Annotated in this window: 15 protein-coding genes; 9 read left to right on the top strand and 6 right to left on the bottom strand. The window is 70.6% G+C overall.

Annotated elements, in window-relative coordinates; translation table 11 throughout:
- Together Q0Q47_RS18950 and Q0Q47_RS18945 are read right to left on the bottom strand one after the other, a co-directional pair.
- The coding region (locus Q0Q47_RS18950) for an AsmA family protein (RefSeq protein ID WP_293863209.1) at positions 1-4,082 on the bottom strand (4,082 nt) is incomplete at its 3' end.
- Between the two features lie 99 nt (positions 4,083-4,181).
- Positions 4,182-5,576, bottom strand: a complete 1,395-nt coding sequence (locus Q0Q47_RS18945; protein WP_293863207.1) for an FAD-linked oxidase C-terminal domain-containing protein — start codon at positions 5,574-5,576, stop codon at positions 4,182-4,184.
- A 227-nt stretch (positions 5,577-5,803) separates the two neighbouring features.
- On the opposite strand from Q0Q47_RS18945, the gene Q0Q47_RS18940 reads away from it, so the two are divergent.
- The 6 genes from Q0Q47_RS18940 to Q0Q47_RS18915 all read left to right on the top strand — a co-directional run bounded on the left by Q0Q47_RS18940 (position 5,804) and on the right by Q0Q47_RS18915 (position 9,938).
- On the top strand, positions 5,804-6,292 hold the full coding sequence (locus Q0Q47_RS18940) for a thioesterase family protein (RefSeq protein WP_367278271.1): 489 nt from the start codon (positions 5,804-5,806) through the stop codon (positions 6,290-6,292).
- Positions 6,293-6,420: 128 nt separating this feature from the next.
- The gene (locus Q0Q47_RS18935; RefSeq protein ID WP_293863203.1) at positions 6,421-7,242 is read left to right on the top strand and encodes a 3-hydroxybutyrate dehydrogenase; all 822 of its coding nucleotides are present in this window, start codon (positions 6,421-6,423) and stop codon (positions 7,240-7,242) included.
- Positions 7,243-7,270: 28 nt separating this feature from the next.
- The gene (locus Q0Q47_RS18930; RefSeq protein WP_293863201.1) at positions 7,271-8,452 is read left to right on the top strand and encodes a patatin-like phospholipase family protein; all 1,182 of its coding nucleotides are present in this window, start codon (positions 7,271-7,273) and stop codon (positions 8,450-8,452) included.
- Between the two features lie 14 nt (positions 8,453-8,466).
- Positions 8,467-8,670, top strand: a complete 204-nt coding sequence (locus Q0Q47_RS18925) for a hypothetical protein (RefSeq protein ID WP_293863199.1) — start codon at positions 8,467-8,469, stop codon at positions 8,668-8,670.
- Positions 8,667-8,906 carry a hypothetical protein gene (locus Q0Q47_RS18920; RefSeq protein WP_293863197.1) on the top strand — a complete coding sequence of 80 codons (240 nt, stop codon included), beginning with the start codon at positions 8,667-8,669 and terminating at the stop codon, positions 8,904-8,906. Before Q0Q47_RS18925 ends, Q0Q47_RS18920 begins: the two co-directional genes overlap by 4 nt.
- A gap of 144 nt (positions 8,907-9,050) precedes the next feature.
- Positions 9,051-9,938 carry a LysR family transcriptional regulator gene (locus Q0Q47_RS18915; RefSeq protein WP_293863195.1) on the top strand — a complete coding sequence of 296 codons (888 nt, stop codon included), beginning with the start codon at positions 9,051-9,053 and terminating at the stop codon, positions 9,936-9,938.
- A 16-nt stretch (positions 9,939-9,954) separates the two neighbouring features.
- Here Q0Q47_RS18915 and Q0Q47_RS18910 read toward each other — a convergent pair whose 3' ends face one another.
- From Q0Q47_RS18910 to Q0Q47_RS18900, 3 genes are all read right to left on the bottom strand, one after another.
- The gene (locus Q0Q47_RS18910; RefSeq protein ID WP_293863193.1) at positions 9,955-10,671 is read right to left on the bottom strand and encodes a peroxiredoxin-like family protein; all 717 of its coding nucleotides are present in this window, start codon (positions 10,669-10,671) and stop codon (positions 9,955-9,957) included.
- A 162-nt stretch (positions 10,672-10,833) separates the two neighbouring features.
- Positions 10,834-11,352: a hypothetical protein gene (locus Q0Q47_RS18905; RefSeq protein WP_293863191.1), complete on the bottom strand. Its 519-nt coding sequence runs from the start codon at positions 11,350-11,352 to the stop codon at positions 10,834-10,836.
- Positions 11,349-12,524, bottom strand: a complete 1,176-nt coding sequence (locus Q0Q47_RS18900) for an MFS transporter (RefSeq protein ID WP_293863227.1) — start codon at positions 12,522-12,524, stop codon at positions 11,349-11,351. The genes Q0Q47_RS18905 and Q0Q47_RS18900 overlap by 4 nt, the downstream gene beginning before the upstream one ends.
- Before the next feature lie 358 nt (positions 12,525-12,882).
- On the opposite strand from Q0Q47_RS18900, the gene Q0Q47_RS18895 reads away from it, so the two are divergent.
- The 3 genes from Q0Q47_RS18895 (at position 12,883) to Q0Q47_RS18885 (ending at position 16,023) form a co-directional block, all read left to right on the top strand.
- A complete protein-coding gene (locus Q0Q47_RS18895; RefSeq protein ID WP_293863189.1) occupies positions 12,883-13,515 on the top strand; it encodes a hypothetical protein in 633 nt (210 codons plus the stop codon).
- Positions 13,516-13,576: 61 nt separating this feature from the next.
- Positions 13,577-14,056, top strand: a complete 480-nt coding sequence (locus Q0Q47_RS18890) for a cupin (RefSeq protein WP_293863187.1) — start codon at positions 13,577-13,579, stop codon at positions 14,054-14,056.
- 44 nt (positions 14,057-14,100) lie between these two features.
- Positions 14,101-16,023 (top strand): mechanosensitive ion channel family protein, encoded by a 1,923-nt coding sequence (locus Q0Q47_RS18885; RefSeq protein WP_293863185.1) that lies wholly within the window; start codon positions 14,101-14,103, stop codon positions 16,021-16,023.
- On the opposite strand, the gene Q0Q47_RS18880 is transcribed toward Q0Q47_RS18885, so the two are convergent.
- On the bottom strand, positions 15,956-16,588 hold the full coding sequence (locus tag Q0Q47_RS18880; RefSeq protein ID WP_293863183.1) for a LysE family translocator: 633 nt from the start codon (positions 16,586-16,588) through the stop codon (positions 15,956-15,958). The genes Q0Q47_RS18885 and Q0Q47_RS18880 overlap by 68 nt on opposite strands.
- Positions 16,589-16,803: the final 215 nt, after the last annotated feature.

The following is a 16,803-nucleotide window of genomic DNA, read 5'->3' as shown; positions in this document are numbered from 1 at the left end:
GCCCGGCGAGCCTCGTCGGCCTTGCGAGCTTCCTCCGCGCGGCGAGCCTCGTCGGCCTTGCGGGCCTCCTCCGCACGGCGAGCCTCATCGGCCTTCCGAGCTTCCTCAGCACGGCGGGCCTCATCGGCTTTGCGGGCTTCTTCTGCCCGGCGCGCCTCGTCAGCCTTGCGGGCTTCTTCTGCCCGGCGCATCTCGTCAGACTTCCGGGCCTCCTCCGCGCGACGGGCCTCTTCCGCACGCTGAGCCTCCTCCTGGAGGCGGCGGGCTTCCTCGGCCTTGCGGGCCTGTTCGACCCGCTGGGCTTCCTCCTGCGCGCGACGCGCCTCTTCCGCCCTGCGGGCCTGTTCGGCCCGCTGTGCCTCTTCCTGGGCGCGGCGTGCCTCCTCCGCCTTGCGGATCTCCTCGGCCTTTCGCGCCTCTTCGGCCCGGCGAGCGTCCTCGGCCTTGCGCGCCTCTTCGGCCAGCCGAGCCTCCTCGGCCTTGCGGATCTCTTCGGCCTTCCGTGCCTCCTCGGCCCGGCGCGCGTCTTCGGCCTTTCGGGCCTCCTCGGCCTTGCGGGCCTCTTCGGCGCGACGTGCCTCTTCGACCTTGCGGGCCTCCTCGGCCTTGCGCGCTTCCTCGGCGAGGCGTGCCTCCTCGGCCTCCCGCAGCTCACGCTCGAGCGCGTCGCGGTCGGCCTTCATGCGCCGGACGAAGAAGTTGCGCTCCCGCAAGTCGGCCTCTGCGGCTTCCATGCGCTCCAGCTCCCGGGCGACGGCACGGGTGGTGAGGACGTTCGTCAGCGTCGCGACGTCCACCTCGCGGTCGAAGGTGCCCGTCCGGCCGGTGCGCCAGGAGAGTGCCGCCTGCGGGTCGGGTCCGACCCAGCCGGGCGGCGGCGGGGCCGCGATCTGGAGGCGGGCATCGACCCGCGCGTTCCGCAGGTCGAAGGACAGGGACCCCGCCGCGTCGAGGCCGTCCAGCCGCAGGGAGAGCGGCCCGACCCGCATCAGCCCGGCGGACAGGGTGACCGGCGCTTCCGCGGCCGGCACCCGCATGGCACCCCGGTTCAGCGCGGCGCTCAGCTGGTCGCGCACCCGAGACAGCTCCGGAGGATCCCGTTCGGCATCGAGCGCGGCCGTCATCGCGCCGAGCGCGCCGGGTGCGAGCCTCGGCACGACGGCCTCGCGCACCTTCAGCTGGCCACCACCCGACAGGCTGGTGACGAGCGCGGTGGCGGTTTCCCCCGAGGCGGACCCGTCGAGGTCGGCATCGGCGCGGCCCGCGATGCCGGCCTGCGGCAGGAGGACGGCAAGGTCGGCGTTCTGCAGCGCCATCTTGAAGGACAGGGCCGCGAGCGTGCCCTGCCGGCGCAAGCTCAGCGTGCCGCCGAGGCGTCCGCCCGCATAGGAGGCCGACTGCATCGCGTAGCTCAGCTGATCGGCCGTCCAGGTGAGCATGCCCGAGCTGTCGGACGCAGGCTGACCATAACCGACGTCGAAACTCCGGGCCTTGAGCGACACGGCCGTGTCGAAGGGCGGCGGCAGGACCGACGAGAACCGACCGGCGGGCCAGAGATTGCCCGGCAGGGGCGCCTGCAGCGCTCCCACGGCGAGGGAAGACAGGCCCGCCACGGACAAGCGATCGAACGCCAGGCTGCCCTCGAGCTTCGACTTGCCGAGATCGAGCGCGAGCTGCCCGGCCACGGGCTGGCCGGACACACGCGCATCGAGATCCTGCAGCGCGACGCGATCGTCGTTCACCTGCAGGCGCGCCGAAGCCTGCATCGGAATGCGGCCGAGCACGTCGGGTCCAGGAAGGGCCAGGATCTGGGTCAGCGGACCGACGTCCTGGGTCTCGACCTTCACCGTTCCGGCAAGGTCCGGTTCGCCGGGTTGACCGCCGAGCCGGCCATCGCCGCTCAGCTGGACGCCAGCCGCCTCGCCGCTCACCTTCACCGTCGCGCCGCGCCCGAAGCGTCCGTCGATGTCGACGGCGAGACGCCCCTTGCCGAAGCCGGGTAGCGGCAGTGTTTCCAGGCCGAGCTGCGCGAGGAAGGCGGCACTGTCCGGAGACTCGAGCGTGGCCCCGGCAACCACGCGGTCTTCTCCCTGCGTCCCGCCCACGGTGGCTTGAGCCGCGAGCCGCGAGGCCGCGGCCGTGCCGTCGAGCGTGAAGCGCGTCGCGCCCGCCGCACCGGCGCCGCGTTCGGCGACGAGGCGCAAGCGAAGGGGACCGAGCGCGGGCGCCCGGGCGGCGATCATCGCCGGCGTGCGCCCCGGCATGACCTTGCGCAGCAGCTCCGCCAACGGCTCGACCCGCCGTGCGTCGACGGTGGCATCCAGGCGTCCGCCCGACGCCGAGACGCGGCCGGTGGCGCGCACGTTGGCGCCGCCCACGTCGACGATCTCCAGGCTGTCGACCTGCACGGCATCTCCCGTGACGGCCACCCGCAGGCCGACCCTGCCGGCGCCGACGTTGGGACCGGAGAGCTGTCCGACCCGGACGTTGCGGGCGTCGAGCGCGAGGCTCACGTCGAGCCCCCGTGCGGCGCCGGTCAGCGTCGACAGGTCCGGAACCTGCTCGATGCCCAGGCCTTCCGCCGTCAATTGCGCTTCGAAACGGCCGCGCTGCGTGGAGTCGGGGAAAGTGTAGCGCAGCGCGCCCTGGATGACCGACCGGTCGATGCCGACCCGCATGCTCCGGGCGGCGAGCACCGGCGGAGCCAACGTGACGTCGGCCTGGGCCGTGAGTTCGCGAACGTCGGCCAGGCGCGTGGAGCGGCCCGCACGCTCGCCCTCGAGCCAGCCCAGCGTCCGCGACGCGTCGCGCGTGCGCAGCGACAGGCGGCCGGTGAACTGTCCCCCGCCGGAGAGGGCGGCATCGCCCGCGCCTTCCACGAGGCCGCCGCCGGGCAGGGTCGCCGCCAGGCGCGACATCGCGAACCGGCCGTTGGCGAGTTCGCCCTCGAGCACCACGCCCGACACGGTGTCGCCGCCCAGGATGACGTTGGGCACCTTGAACGTGAGCGCGACGGGCAGCGGCAGGGAGGGGCCACGGTCGTCGCCGCCGAGCGCGGCGATCCAGCCGCCGAGCGCGGAGGGCAGGCCGACGAAGGCCTGCGCCTGGCCCGGGACGGTCGCCGTGCCAGCGAAGGGCCGGTCCAGGTCGAACTGCTTGGCCTCGAGCGCGAGCGACAGGCGCGGCTTCGCGCCCAGGTCCGCGGTTCCCGTGCCGGTGGCCTTGACGGCCGCCTCTTCGCCGCCGGCATCGAGCTCGATGCCGTCCAGCGCGGCCGATCGGCCGGCCATCCTGAACTGCGTGGAGAAGGACCACGGACGCGTGGCGAACGCGTCCCGCTCCGGCCAGCGCAGGCGACCGCTGGCGGAGAACCGCCCGTCCAGCCGCGGACCGGCGGCGGCGGCGATCCATCGCGCGTCCACCTCGGCGCGCTGCCGCCCGCCGTCCGACTGCATGGTGACCTTGATCCGGGTGCCCTCGGGCTCGGGCGAGCCGGTCGACAGCCGAAACTCCACCGGGCGGCCACCGATGGTGGCCGTGGCGCCGGCGCGCCAGGGCCCGGCCAGCGCCGCCGCGTCGGCGTCCGCGGCGATGTCGGTGACGACCGTCGCCAGTCCGTTGTCGCGGTCGGCGATGGCCACCACGCCGTCGGTGACGACGAGCCGGTCGACGATCACCGCGGAGGCGCGGGACGCTCCGGCCAGGGCCTGGGCGACGCCCTCCACCGTTCCGTCCTTGCCCAGCGCGACTTCCAGGCGCGGCGATTCCAGGCGGGCCTCGGTGACGACGACCTCGCCCCGCAGCAGCGGCATGACGGAGATCTCCAGCACCACGCGCTCGGCGCTGAGCGAGGGGCTGGATCCGGCATTGCCCGCCGTGGCCGCCGACAGGGTCAGGCGCGGGGTCGGCAGGAGCTTGACGTCGATCGGGCCTTCTAGGGCGACGGGAACGCCCAGGCTCTCGGCCATCTTCTGCTCGAAGACCGGCCGATACGTGGACCAGTCAACAAAATACGGGCCGACCATGGCCGACGTGATCGCCACGATCAGCAGAATGGCCAGACCCGTCAGGATGTCACGCAAGTGGTTCGTTTCCCGTACTCAATCGGCTCCGCCCCACCATACAGGACTTCATGGCCGCAGGGTGACGCGGCATGAACGGTACGGCAGAATACTCGGCACTCAAGAGGGCAGAACCTTTCCGGGGTTCATGATCCCCAGCGGATCCAGCGCCAGCTTCACTGCCCGCATGGCCGCGACGGCACCCTCGCCGTGCTCCTTCACCATGTAGCGCGACTTCTTCTGCCCGATCCCGTGCTCGCCCGTCGAGGTGCCGCCCATGGCGAGCGCCCGCTCGACGAGGCGGTCCAGGAAGCCCTCGACCGCGGCCTTCTCGGCCTTGTCGGAGGGGTCGAGCACGATGATCACGTGGAAATTGCCGTCGCCCACATGGCCGACGATGGGAGCGACGAGGCCGGTGGCGGCGATGTCCTGCTGCGTGGCCACGACGCACTCCGCCAGGCGGGAGATGGGCACGCACACGTCGGTCGACAGCGCGGCGCCGCCCGGACGCAGCGCCAGCGCCGACCAGAAGGCATCATGGCGGGCCTGCCAGAGCCGCGTCCGCTCTTCCGCCCGGGTGGCCCACTCGAAGGGACCGCCGCCGAATTCCTCGGCGATCTCGCCGAATCGCTGGGACTGTTCCTCGACGCCGGCGGCAGACCCGTGGAATTCGAGGAACAGCGCCGGGGTCTCCTGCAGCGCGAGCTTGGAATAGAGGTTGATGGCGCGCACCTGGGTCGCGTCGGCCAGCTCCATCCGGGCGACAGGGATGCCGGCCTGGATGGCGGCGATGGAGGCCGAACAGGCGGCCTCGACGGTGGGGAACACGCAGACGCCGCCCGACACCGCCTCGGGGATGCCGTGCAGGCGCAACGTCATCTCGGTGATGATCCCCAGCGTTCCCTCGGAGCCCACGAACAGGCGGGTCAGGTCGTAGCCGGCGGAGGACTTGCGGGCCCGCGATCCGGTCCGGATGATCTCGCCGCTGGGCAGCACGACGGTGAGCGCCAGGACGTTGTCCTTCATGGTCCCGTAGCGGACGGCGTTCGTGCCCGAGGCCCTGGTCGACGCCATGCCGCCCAGCGTCGCGTCGGCGCCCGGATCGATCGGGAAGAAAAGCCCACTGTCGCGCAGATGCTCGTTGAGCCGCTTGCGCGTGATGCCCGGCTGGACCACGCAGTCGAGGTCCTCGGCGTGGACGGCGAGCACGGCCGCCATCCCCGTCAGGTCGATGCAGATGCCGCCGAACGGGGCGTTGGTGTGCCCCTCCAGCGACGACCCGGCCCCGAAGGCGATCACCGGGACCTGGTGGTCGGCGCACAGGCGAACGACGCTCGCGACCTCTTCGGTGCTCTCGGCAAACACCACCGCGTCCGGCGCTTCGGCCGTCACCCAGGTGAGGGTGTTGGCATGCTGTCCACGCACGGCTTGGCTGGTGACGACCCGGTTGCCCATGTGTTTTTGCAGTTCGCCAACGATCAGCGCGATCGTTTCGGGCGAGGGCCGGCTGGTCATAGGGGATCGCTCGCCGAAATATGCATGTTAGGACAGCCTGACATCTTGCGTTGTCGTCTCGATTTGCCAATCATTGGAATCGGCATCCCCCGCCGGGCGGAATTTGTTCACCTGACGAGAGACGCCTCTCATCCCGCGTTCAGACTGGAAAGGCAACGCCAGGACGCGACTCCCGGACGGATTTCATGCCGCACTCAGAGGGTACGCCTTTCTTTTTCGCTCCTTTCGTGTCGTCCACGCTGCGCGTCAAGCCGGAGTGGATCGACTACAACGGCCATCTGAACATGGCCTATTACGGCGTTCTGTTCGACACGGCGTTCGACCAGGCCCTGGCGGCAATGGGCCTGGGTGAGGATTACGTGCACCAGCGCGGCGGCACGACGATGACCGCGGAATGGCACGTGGTGTATCGCCGCGAGGTCAAGCTCGAGGACCAGTTGCGCGTCACGCTGCAGCTCATCGACTTCGACGACAAGAGACTCCACGTCTATATGGAGATGCGGCACGCCACGGAATCGTGGCTCGCGGCTGCCGCCGAGAGCATGAACCTCCACGTCGACATGGGCGAGCGGAAGGTCCGCCCCTTCCCGCCCGACGTGCTCGCGACGATGGCCATCATGAAGGCGGCACACGCCGCCCTGCCCCGCCCGGTCCTCCTCGGCCGGGTCATGGCGGTGCCGCGGCCGCACGCCGAAGCCGGTCAGGTCGTCCGCTGAGCCGGTCCGGCCCGGCACCATAGCCCCCGCCTATCGATCTCGCAGCAAGTCGGCATTTCCGTTCGCGGGGCCGAATTCGCAGTCTCTCTCCAGGCCCGGCGGATCTCGCCGCGACGGAGGAGACGAGGATGAACGCTCAGCCGACCAGTACGACCAGCGCCACGCGAGCCCTCGCCGGCCGCACCGCGCTGGTGACCGGATCGACATCCGGCATCGGCCTCGGGATCGCGCGGGCCTTGGCCGCCGCAGGTGCCAACATCGTGGTGAACGGGCTCGGCGACAGGGACGCCATCGCGCGGACCTGCGACGAGATCAGGAGCGACTTCGCCGTCGAGGTGCTCCACGCCGCCGCCGACCTGACCGACGCCACGGCGATCGAAGGCATGATGGCCGACGCCCTGCAGGGCTTCGGCGGCGTCGACATCCTCGTCAACAATGCCGGCGTCCAGCACGTCAGCGCCCTCGAGAGCTTCCCGCCGTCGCGCTGGGACGTGATCCTCGCTCTCAATCTCACGGCGGCATTCCACACGACGCGGCTGGTTCTCGGCGCCATGCGCCGCCGCGGCTATGGCCGCATCATCAACGTCGCCTCGGCCCACGGGCTGGTCGCCTCTCCCTTCAAGTCGGCCTATGTGGCCGCCAAGCACGGCCTCGTCGGCCTCACCAAGGTGACGGCCCTGGAGACCGCCGAGAGCCCGATCACCTGCAACGCCATCTGCCCGGGCTATGTGTGGACGCCGCTGGTCGAAGCCCAGATCAACGACCAGGCCCGCACCCACGGGATCCCGCGCGACGACGTCGTGCGTAACGTTCTGCTGGCTCAGCAGCCTAACAAGCGCTTCGCCACGGTGGAGGAGATCGGGGCCCTCGCCCTGTTCCTCGCCTCCGACGCGGCGGGCTCCATCACCGGGGCCGCGCTGCCGGTCGACGGCGGCTGGACCGCGCACTGACGGCCATCAGGGATCGGGAGAACGAGCGATGAACGACGTCGCCAACGCCGGCAAGTCTGCAGAAGCCGGCAAGTCTGCAGCGCGCGTGAGGGGCAACCCGAAGGACAAGGGGCAGATCGTCCTGGTGCTCCAGGGCGGAGGAGCGCTGGGCGCCTACCAGGTCGGGGTCTGCCAGGCCCTGTCGGAGGCCGGCATCGAACCCGACTGGGTGATCGGCACGTCCATCGGCGCCATCAATGCGGCCCTGATCGCGGGCAACGAGCCCGGCGAGAGGTTCGACAGGCTCCGCGAGTTCTGGGCCCGCGTCGAGCACGGCCCCGTGGCCCGCCTGTTCGGCTCGGTGCCGTTCATCGGTGCGGCCATGTCGAACATGCTGACGATCATGCAGGGCATACCGGCATTCTTCCAGCCGAACGTCCGCAGCTTCACCGGCGTGAGCGTTCCGCTGGGTGCGGAAGCCGCCGGCTACTACACCACCGAGCCGTTGGCCCGGACGCTCGAGGAACTGATCGACTTCGGCCGCATCAACGGCGGACCGACCCGGCTGACCGTCGGCGCCGCCAACGTCCGCACCGCGGAGATGCGCTATTTCGACAGCCGCGACATGCCGCTCGACATCCGGCACGTCATGGCCTCGGGGGCGCTGCCCCCGGCCTTTCCGGCCGTTCGCATCGACGGGCAATTGTACTGGGACGGCGGCATCCTCTCCAACACGCCGGTCGAGGCCGTCTTCGACGACAATCCGCGGCGGAACTCGCTCGTCTTCGCGGTCCACATCTGGAACCCCAACGGCAACGAGCCCGAGACGATCTGGCAGGTGATGAACCGCCACAAGGACATCCAGTATTCGAGCCGGGCCGCCTCCCACATCACCCGCCAGAAACAGATGCACCGGCTCAGGCACATCATCGCCGAGCTCGACAAACTGTTGCCGGACGACCTGCGCCAGGATCCCGAGGTCCGCGCGCTGACGAGCTATGGCTGCCGCACGCAGATGCACGTCGTCCGCCTGCTCGCACCCGCCCTCGACGGCGAGGACCACACCAAGGACATCGACTTCAGCAGCGCCGGCATCCGCTCGCGCTGGGAGGCGGGCTATCGCGACACGGCCGATCTCCTCGACGCAGCCCCCTGGGAGGGCGATTTCGATCCCGTCGAGGGCTTCATCCTGCACGAGGCCCGCATGGGCGCCATCGCGACGCGTGGCTGACGGGGAGAACGACGATGACCCGGATCCGCCTTTCCCAAGACCCATCCTCGCCGAGCGGCATCGGCAATCGCGCACTCATCGCCGTGCTGTCGGTCCTGCGCGAAGCACGGCAGCACGAGCCCGAACGCGATCCCGTCGAAAAGGCCGGGCCGACGCTCCTGTCGGGCAACGCCGCCCCCCGCCCCCTGTGGAAGGCCAAGCAAGGAGACGCACGATGAACGACCGCGACACCCTCGGCCAAGGCACCCTGGTCAAGGTGCAGATCCGCCATGCCGGCATGATGATCCTGCAGGAGACCTACATGGTCCGCCAGCCGGGCGACCTCGGCCGCGTGACCTCCGACGCCCAGGCGGCGGCCGCGCGCAACCGGAGCGACCTGCCGGCGGCGGAGCTCCTGGCCCGGATCGACCCGGAACCCTGGCAACGCCAGCCCCACGGCGCCCCACGGCCCTGAAGCTCCCTCAGGCGGGCTCGAGGCACCCGCTACCCCCGGCGATCACGCGAGCGCAGGCGTGATGGCGAGGCGGGTTACCTTCGCGACGCGCATCCACTATTCTGACCCGTGAAATCGTCACGGATGGATTGGCAGTAGACATCCATGGAAATGCACCAGGTCCGGTATTTCCTGGCTGCCGCGCGCACGCTGAATTTCACGCGTGCCGCCGAGGAGTGCAACGTTGCCCAGCCGTCGCTGACGCGTGCGATCAAGCTCCTGGAGGAGGAGCTCGGGGGCGACCTCTTCCGGCGCGAGCACAAGCTGTCCCACCTTACCGATCTCGGTGAGCGGATGCTGCCGCTCCTCCAGCAATGCTACGAAGCGGCGCAGGGCGTGAAGCAGCTCGCCCACCAGATCAGGCGGGGCGAGGTGGCTTCGCTGCGCATCGCGCTGTCGCACACGATCGACATCACGACGATCGTCGCGTTCCTGGCCGAGCTGACCCGAGCCTTTCCGGGGCTCGAGCTCAAGTTCCTGCGCGGGACGGGCGACGAGGTCGCGGAACTCCTGAAAAAGGGAGAGGCCGACCTTGCCATCGCGGGGGGCCTCGGCGTGACCTGGGACAGGCTCGACACGTGGGCGCTCTTCACGGAGGATTTCGCCCTGCTGGCGAGCGACGAGCACGCCCTGGCCGGAGCCAATGCCGTTGACGTCGACATGCTGGTCGAGCAGCGCCTCCTCGTCCGCCCCTATTGCGAGCAGTTCGAGCAGATCGGCGGGGCCATGCGGCAGCGCGGGATCAACCTCGAGAAGACCCATGCCGTCGGTTCGGAGCGCGACATGATCGCCCTGCTGGAAGCCGGGATCGGCGTGGCGATCGCACCGAGGACGACGGCGTTGCCGAAGGGGATCCACCGGATCGCGCTGCGTGGCCTCCCGGCCTCCCGCACGGTGAGCCTCCACGCCGTGGCGGGCCGCCAGCGCGACGCCGCCGCCACGGCGCTGATGAAGCTGCTGCGCGGCGCCGACTGGAGCCGCTACATCCACTGACGCCGAACCGGCGCGATCACGCGGGGCCGATGGCGGCGACGGCGGCCAGAAGGTCGTCGATGTCCATCCGCCGCCGATAGTCCGGGTCGATGAAGCGGGCCTTCACGATCCCGTCGGTGCCGACCACGAAGGTCGCGGGGATCGGCAGCATCCAATGGTCGTTGCCCTGGTAGCCGGCGAGATCGACGTTGAAGGACTCCATGCCCCGCCGCATGTCCGCGTCCAGCCAGATCGCCAGGTTGAGCGCCAGCGCGTAGCCGTTGTCGATGTCGACCAGCACCGGGTAGTGGGCGTCGGCCGATTGGCGGAAGCGGGCGGCGAACGCCGCGCGCTCGGGCGTGATCGCGACCACCGACCCGCCGAGGTCCGCCAGGGCCCGATGAGCCTGGGCCAGGGCCCGCGCGTTGATGCGGCAATAGGGGCACCAGTGTCCGCGATGGAGGGCGATGACGGCCGGGCCCTTGTCGAGAAAGGCTCCAAGCGGCGTCAGGTGCCCCTCCTCGTCCGGAAGGACGAACTCCGGCATCGGCTCACCGACGCCCGGGGCCGACTGGCCCGCGCCGACCGCCTCGAGCCGCGCGATGTACCGGTCGACCATGGCCGTAAACGCGGGATCGAGCCGTCGCAGCGTGTCGGCGAAAATCGCAAGGCGCTCGTTGACCGGCCCCTCGCCCTCGACCGCGGCCCGGAAAGCTTCGCCCAGCGACGTGTAGTGTGCAGCCATCGTGGTCATGCCGGTTCGTCACGGGGGGCGGAATGCCACCCATAGTCTAGTGCGGCCGCCGCCTTTGCGGAACGGGCGCCAGCGGTGTTTCGAGGGGGCCGGTTCGCCCCGCCGGATCGTGGATGGACGCTCGCGTGGCGAAGTCCCGCGGCCTGGGCCATGGCGCCCTCCTCAAGCCTGCTTTCGGGTGGTGGTGAAAGGCGCCGCGATGCCCCATGGATCCGTGGGTTCGGCCCGATGGCACAGCATGCTCACCAGGAACGGGAGCACGTCCGGCTTGGCGCGGGCACCGATGGCCAGGTCGAGGGGCAGATGGAGATAGGCCGTGCGGTGGTCCAGCATGACCGGGACGGCCCGGTCCAGATCGGGCGTCACCCGCCAGACCTCCGAGGCGCGGAACAGCGACATCCGCGCGATGGCGACGTCCCGGCCCCAGATGGACATGCCGTCGCTGACCCACAGGAACGGCGGCGTCTGCGTGAACAGGGTTCGGACGGCCTCCAGGTCCCCTGCGTTCTGGGCGCTCACGAAGGCCTTGTACGTGGCGAGCACCGAGGACGCGTCGTCCGCCAGCGCAGCGGTTCGGGAGAGGAGCGGCTGGGATGCGACCGCCAGGCCGAGGGCCAGGACGTCGCGGCGGCGAGCGGGATGGGACACGGTGGTGTCGATGGCGGACGTCGTTTTGGTCATGGCGCGCTCCCTGCGGGCGTCGATGATGCGGGGGGAAGGGTGAGCCGCATTCCGCCGGCCAGCCCGGCGACGAGCGCGACCGCGATCCCGGCCACGCAGGCCGGCCAGCCGGCGGCGTCGAAGACCCGCCCGAGAACGGCACTGCCGGCCAGTCCGCCGGCGAAGTAGCTGGCGAGATAGAGCCCGCTCGCGGCTCCCCGGTCGACGGATGCCGCGCGGCCGACGAAGCCGGTCACCACCGCCTGGGCGAAGAAGGTCCCCACGCCGACGAGCGACAGGCCGGCGAGGACGGGCGGCAGCGTCGGCGCAAGGGTGAGCGGCAGCCCGGCCAAGGCCACGATCATCCCCGTCGCGAAGGAAGGCCTGATGCCCCACCGCTGGATGACCGGACCCGCCAGCGGCGTCGTCAGGATGGCCGGCAGGAAGACGACATAGACGAGCCCGACCGACATCATGTCGAGCCCGAGCGGCGGCTCGACGAGGACGAAGTTCACGTAGGTGAACGTGCCGATGAAGCCGAACAGGATGCTGAAGCCGATGGCGAAGGCCGCCCGCAGGCGCGGGGTGCGCACATGGCCCGCCACGGCCGCCCAGGGTGAGCCCGGCGCCGCCGCCGCGGTGTCGCGCATGGCTGCCGGTATGACCGCGAGCGCCAGGACCGCGCCCATGAGGTTCAGGCCGGCGAAGGCGAGGAAGGTCGACGGCAGCCCCAGGCTGCCTGCCACGGAGGCCGCAGCCAGCCGGCCGACGAGGTTGCTGGCCACGTTGCCGGTGATGTAGGCGGCGAAGGCCGTTGCCGGCGCGCTGGAGGTCTCGCCCAGATGGGCGAGCGTCAACGAGAACGCCGTCGCCATGCAAAGCCCCTGGGCCACGCGAAGGAGCGTGAACGTGGTGAGATCCGGCGCCACCGCGAGCAAGGTGGTCGGGACGGCCAGCAGGGCGAGGCTCGCGACGATCCCCGTGCGGCGATCGATACGCCGGCTGAACAGGGCGACGGCCAATCCGGCGATCGCCATGCCGAGCGTGCTGGCGTTCACGGCGACGCCCATGGCGGCCGGCGTCGCCCCGTAGGCGACCGCCAGAGCGGGAAGGATGGCCTGGGCCGCGAAGAGATCCACGAGCGTCAGGAACGCGATGCAGGCGATCACCGCGAAGCGGGCCGTGGGCGTCATGGCGATCCGGGCGGCGACCCGGTCGGCCGCGGACGGGCCCGATCGAGGGCCGGCGGGACGCAGAGCGGTCATGGGACCAGCCTTCTCCCTTGCGGTCGCATCCGGACGACGAGCCGGCGACCGTTCACGACCCCTTCGGCCGCCCTGACACAGTCCCGTCGCCGAACCCGAAAGCGAAATGCCGGTTGGCTCTGGGATCCATAGCGGGGCGCTATCCGGCCCGGGCGTCCCATAGCCGGCGGCTTGGATGACCATCGCCAACCGGCATTGGGAATGCGGCCCGTCCCCCGCTCTGATGCCGGTGTCGCCGACGCCATCCCCCGAGGAGGTCGGCCCGTTTCACCGGAGGCACTCCGCCATGACCTCGATCGACCTCTCCCGCCCGGACCGGCTGCGCCTGCCCGACGCCGCCACCCTGGTCCGCCTTTTCGTCGGCGGCGCCGCCGGCCTCGCCGTCTGGGAACTGTGGGCCAGGGGCCTCACGCCGCTGGTGCTCGGCGGGCCGCTGGAACCGGCCGGCCTCGTCATATCGCTGGCCCGGCGGTTCACGGGCTACGACCTGCCGCGCCTTCCCGCCGAGGTCATCCACTACGCCATCGGCATCATCGGCTATCCGATCGCCTATTTCGCGGTCTCCCGGTGGCTGCCCCGCTGGGGGCTCGTGCTCGACCTCGCCGTCTGGGCGATCTTCACGGCCTTCGCCCTGGTCCTGGTCGCGACGGGCGGCCTCACCGCGTCCGTGTCGATCTTCTGGCTGATCGTCACCGCCGTGACCGCGACGCGAGCCCTCAATCCAAGCAGCCTTCTCGCCGACTGCATCAGCTGGGGTTCGTTCACCTGGTTCAATGCGCTGGGCATCATGGCCCCGCTCGCCGGGCTCCCCTTCCTGCTGATGGAATGGGGCGGCGGCCTGTCGTTCATGAGCTATGTCGGCCACGTCATCTACGGTTTCGTCGCGGCTCTCGTGTTCGAGCGGCTGAACCGCGCGTGACGCGCCCCCTTCCCCACTCCCTTCCCCGCCGCCCACGTCCCACCCCTCACAGGAGGAATCCATGACGCGTGCCCTCGTCACCACCTGCGTCCTGAGCGCCGTGCTCGCCACGGCCGGCGCGGCCCAGGCCGGAACCTGTCCCACCGACAAGGTCCTCAAGACGCCGCGCAAGATCGAGTCCAAGGATAGCGTGGCCGTGACCCGCGAGACGCTCGCGACGGTCAAGCTCGCCGGATGGCGCAATGTCGGCGAGTTGTTCCTGCGCACCCGCCGGCTCACCATCGGCCCGCGCGGCATCGTCCCCACGCACGAGCACGACGACCGGCCCTCGATCGTCTACATCGTGTCCGGCGAACTCATCGAGCACAGCAGCTACTGCTCCGTCCCGATCCGCCACAAGGCAGGCGAATGGACGCCGGAGTTCGGCCCAGGCCATGCCCACTGGTGGGAGAACCCCACGAACAAGCCGGCCGTGGTGACCTCCTCCGACGTCGTCGACCAGGAGACGATCGACCTCGACCTGCCCAAGGCGAGCATGTGATAGCCTCGAGCTGAACCGGTCGAGGCCGGACACGAGGGGGCGTCATGCAGGATTTCAGCACGTCGAGCTGGATCGCCGTTCTCGGCCAGCATGCCGCGGACTTTTTCGCGACGGTTGCGGCGATCCTGACGGCTCTGCCGGATGCGCCCTCCGCCTTCCACGCGACAGCGACCGCCATCGGGGCGATCCCCGGCGGCGGTCGGCCCATCCTCTTGCTGCTGTTCGCGTGGGCCGTGCTCGCTCTTTGGCCGAGCACTCTCATTCCCGGGCCCGGGCGACGCATCCTCGGGCGGTCCGGCTGGCCCACCCTTGCCGGCCTGCTCGTGGACGACGTCGTGGCAGCGGCCGTCCTCCTCGTCTGGGCCAGCGCCGCCGTCGCCATCCTCGCGCCCGGACAGGCGCCGCCCGACCTCCTCGTCGCCGCTCTCCTGTGGGGCACGCTGCGCTGGCGCATCGCCATTCTCGCCGTCGGCGTCTTCCTCAGGCCGGACCACCCGGACCAGCGGCTTCTGGCCGTCGCATCGCGCGGCGTCGGCCCCGCGCAAAGGCTCGCCGCGCTCGCCTTCGCCGTCGCGCTGGCCTTCGTGTCGATCGTCCCGGTCTTCCTCGTGCAGGGGCTCGCCCTGCTGCCCGCGCGGGCGCTGGCGCTCGTGAGCGCCACGACGGTCGCGGTCCTCGCCGCGGCCGCGTGGCGTATCCTGCTGCGCGATCGTCCCGGTCTCCAGCGGGCCCTGGGCTACGTCGTGCTGGGCGCCGGCTGGTTCATCTGGGTGCGCTCCGTCGTGCGACTGGACTTCGCGCTCTGGGATGCCTTCACGGCGACCGTCGGCATCGGCCTCGCGGCCTTTGGGATATCGCGCGCCGGAAACCGGCTGTTCGGTCAAGGAACGGCCGACGGCATGCCGGCGGCCGCCGTCGGCGGTGGGGTGGCCGTGGCCGGCGCGGCGATCAAGCGAGGCCTCGTGGTCGGCCTCATCGTCATCGGCTGCATCTGGGTGGCCCGCGACTGGCTGGTCGATGTGCTCGAACTGGTGCCGGCCGACGACTGGCCCGCCGTTGGGCGAGCCCTCCTTCTGGGAGCCTGTGTTTCGCTCGCCGGCATCCTGGCCCATGAAGCGCTCAGGACGTGGTCGGCGCTGCGGTTCGGCACGCCGCGCCTGCCCGCCGTGCCCGGCAGCGACGACGACGAGCTCGTGGCCGGATCGCGCATGGCCACGGCCCTGCCGATCCTCGCCCGCGTCGTCATGGCGGTCAGTATCGGTGTCGGCGTGCTGCTCGGGCTCGCCAACCTGGGCATCAATGTCGGCCCCCTCCTCGCCGGCGCCGGGATCTTCGGCCTGGCGATCAGCTTCGGCTCCCAGGCCCTGGTCCGCGACATCGTGTCGGGCTTCTTCTTCATTGCCGACGACGCGTTCCGGGTCGGGGAGTACATCGACACCGGCAGGCACAAGGGGTCGGTGGAAAGCATCGCCCTGCGGTCGCTCAGGCTCCGACACCAGAACGGCCAGGTGCACACGATCCCCTACGGTCAGATCGTCGCGGTGACCAATTTCAGCCGGGACTGGTCGACGATGAAGTTCAACCTGCGCTTTGCGCCCGACACGGACCTGGAAAAGGTGCGCAAGACCGCCAAGAGGATCGGCCTTGCCTTGCTCGAGGATCCCGAATGGGGGCCCGAGTTCATCGTGCCGCTGAAGCTGCAGGGCATCGCGGACATCGTCGAGACCGCGGTCATGCTGCGCTTCAAGTTCACGGCCCGCCCGCTCAAGATCACCTCGCTCCAGCGCGAGGTGGTGCGGCGGCTTTTCGACGCGCTGCTGGAGGGCGGCGTCCGCTTCGCCACGAACGCGATCGTGCTGCGGTCCGACCCGAGCGAGCCGGAACAGGCCGAGGAGGAGCCTAGGTTCGCGCCGCGAAGCTACGGCCCGCATCGAAGAGCGACTTGGCTCCGAAGAGCACGAAGGTGACGCCGACGATACGGTTCACGATCAGGCCGTGCTTGAGGAAGAACCGGCGCACGACGTCGAGGCCGGCCCAGAAGACGATCGTCGCGGCGCCGAGAACGAAACCGATGGTGGCGGCCCCCATCAGCGCCGGGGCGGTCTCCAGGCTGATCTCGGAGGCGTGGCGGACCGTGAGCGCCGTGAAGACGGCGAGCGAGACCGGGTAGGCCTTGGGATTGGTGAGCCCGAAGACGAGCCCCGCGCGAACGGGCCTCAGGCTGCCGACGACCGCCGCGGTGCCGTCGTCGCGGGCCAGCACCGCCTTCACGCCGAGCCAGATCAGGTAGAGGCCGCAGCCCACGCCCAGCGCCTCGAACAGCAGCGGGCCGAGCTGGTTGACGCCCACGATGGCCGCCAGCGCCAGCGCTCCCCAGAGGATGTCGCCGGCGAGGTGGCCGAACAGGAACCGCGACCCGGCGGCTCTTCCGTGCCGGGCGGCGAGCGCGAAGACGGCGAGGAAGGCGGGCCCGGGCGTCACGACGTAGATGAAGCCGGCCAGGATGGTCGAGATGAAGAGGGAGGCGGACACGGGGAGCTTTCCGGGGACGGTTGCCGACGGTCATGCACCCGCGGAGGCCTCGCTTGCAAGGGCGTGCTGCGGCGGTGCAACCGGGCCTGCCCCCCGATGGTCGACACTTTCGCCTTTTCCGGGCATGGTTTAAGAGGCCCGAGTCGGTGGACCGGCCGCGCGGCGCGGGACCGGTGAACCGGCCGCGCCGGACATGCCGAATGCGCCACGCGCAA

This window comes from uncultured Alsobacter sp. (assembly GCF_945952055.1).
In the GTDB taxonomy this organism is placed as follows: domain Bacteria; phylum Pseudomonadota; class Alphaproteobacteria; order Rhizobiales; family Beijerinckiaceae; genus Alsobacter.
This window is presented reverse-complemented; position numbering and strand designations above follow the sequence as displayed.

What these genes read in the sequence shown, in the direction of transcription:
- Q0Q47_RS18945 (WP_293863207.1), bottom strand. Translation starts at nt 5,576, where the DNA reads ATGACCAGCCGGCCCTCGCCCGAAACGATCGCGCTGATCGTTGGCGAA.
- Q0Q47_RS18935 (WP_293863203.1), top strand. Translation starts at nt 6,421, where the DNA reads ATGAACGCTCAGCCGACCAGTACGACCAGCGCCACGCGAGCCCTCGCC.
- Q0Q47_RS18930 (WP_293863201.1), top strand. Translation starts at nt 7,271, where the DNA reads ATGAACGACGTCGCCAACGCCGGCAAGTCTGCAGAAGCCGGCAAGTCT.
- Q0Q47_RS18925 (WP_293863199.1), top strand. Translation starts at nt 8,467, where the DNA reads ATGACCCGGATCCGCCTTTCCCAAGACCCATCCTCGCCGAGCGGCATC.
- Q0Q47_RS18920 (WP_293863197.1), top strand. Translation starts at nt 8,667, where the DNA reads ATGAACGACCGCGACACCCTCGGCCAAGGCACCCTGGTCAAGGTGCAG.
- Q0Q47_RS18915 (WP_293863195.1), top strand. Translation starts at nt 9,051, where the DNA reads ATGGAAATGCACCAGGTCCGGTATTTCCTGGCTGCCGCGCGCACGCTG.
- Q0Q47_RS18910 (WP_293863193.1), bottom strand. Translation starts at nt 10,671, where the DNA reads ATGACCACGATGGCTGCACACTACACGTCGCTGGGCGAAGCTTTCCGG.
- Q0Q47_RS18905 (WP_293863191.1), bottom strand. Translation starts at nt 11,352, where the DNA reads ATGACCAAAACGACGTCCGCCATCGACACCACCGTGTCCCATCCCGCT.
- Q0Q47_RS18900 (WP_293863227.1), bottom strand. Translation starts at nt 12,524, where the DNA reads ATGACGCCCACGGCCCGCTTCGCGGTGATCGCCTGCATCGCGTTCCTG.
- Q0Q47_RS18895 (WP_293863189.1), top strand. Translation starts at nt 12,883, where the DNA reads ATGACCTCGATCGACCTCTCCCGCCCGGACCGGCTGCGCCTGCCCGAC.
- Q0Q47_RS18890 (WP_293863187.1), top strand. Translation starts at nt 13,577, where the DNA reads ATGACGCGTGCCCTCGTCACCACCTGCGTCCTGAGCGCCGTGCTCGCC.
- Q0Q47_RS18885 (WP_293863185.1), top strand. Translation starts at nt 14,101, where the DNA reads ATGCAGGATTTCAGCACGTCGAGCTGGATCGCCGTTCTCGGCCAGCAT.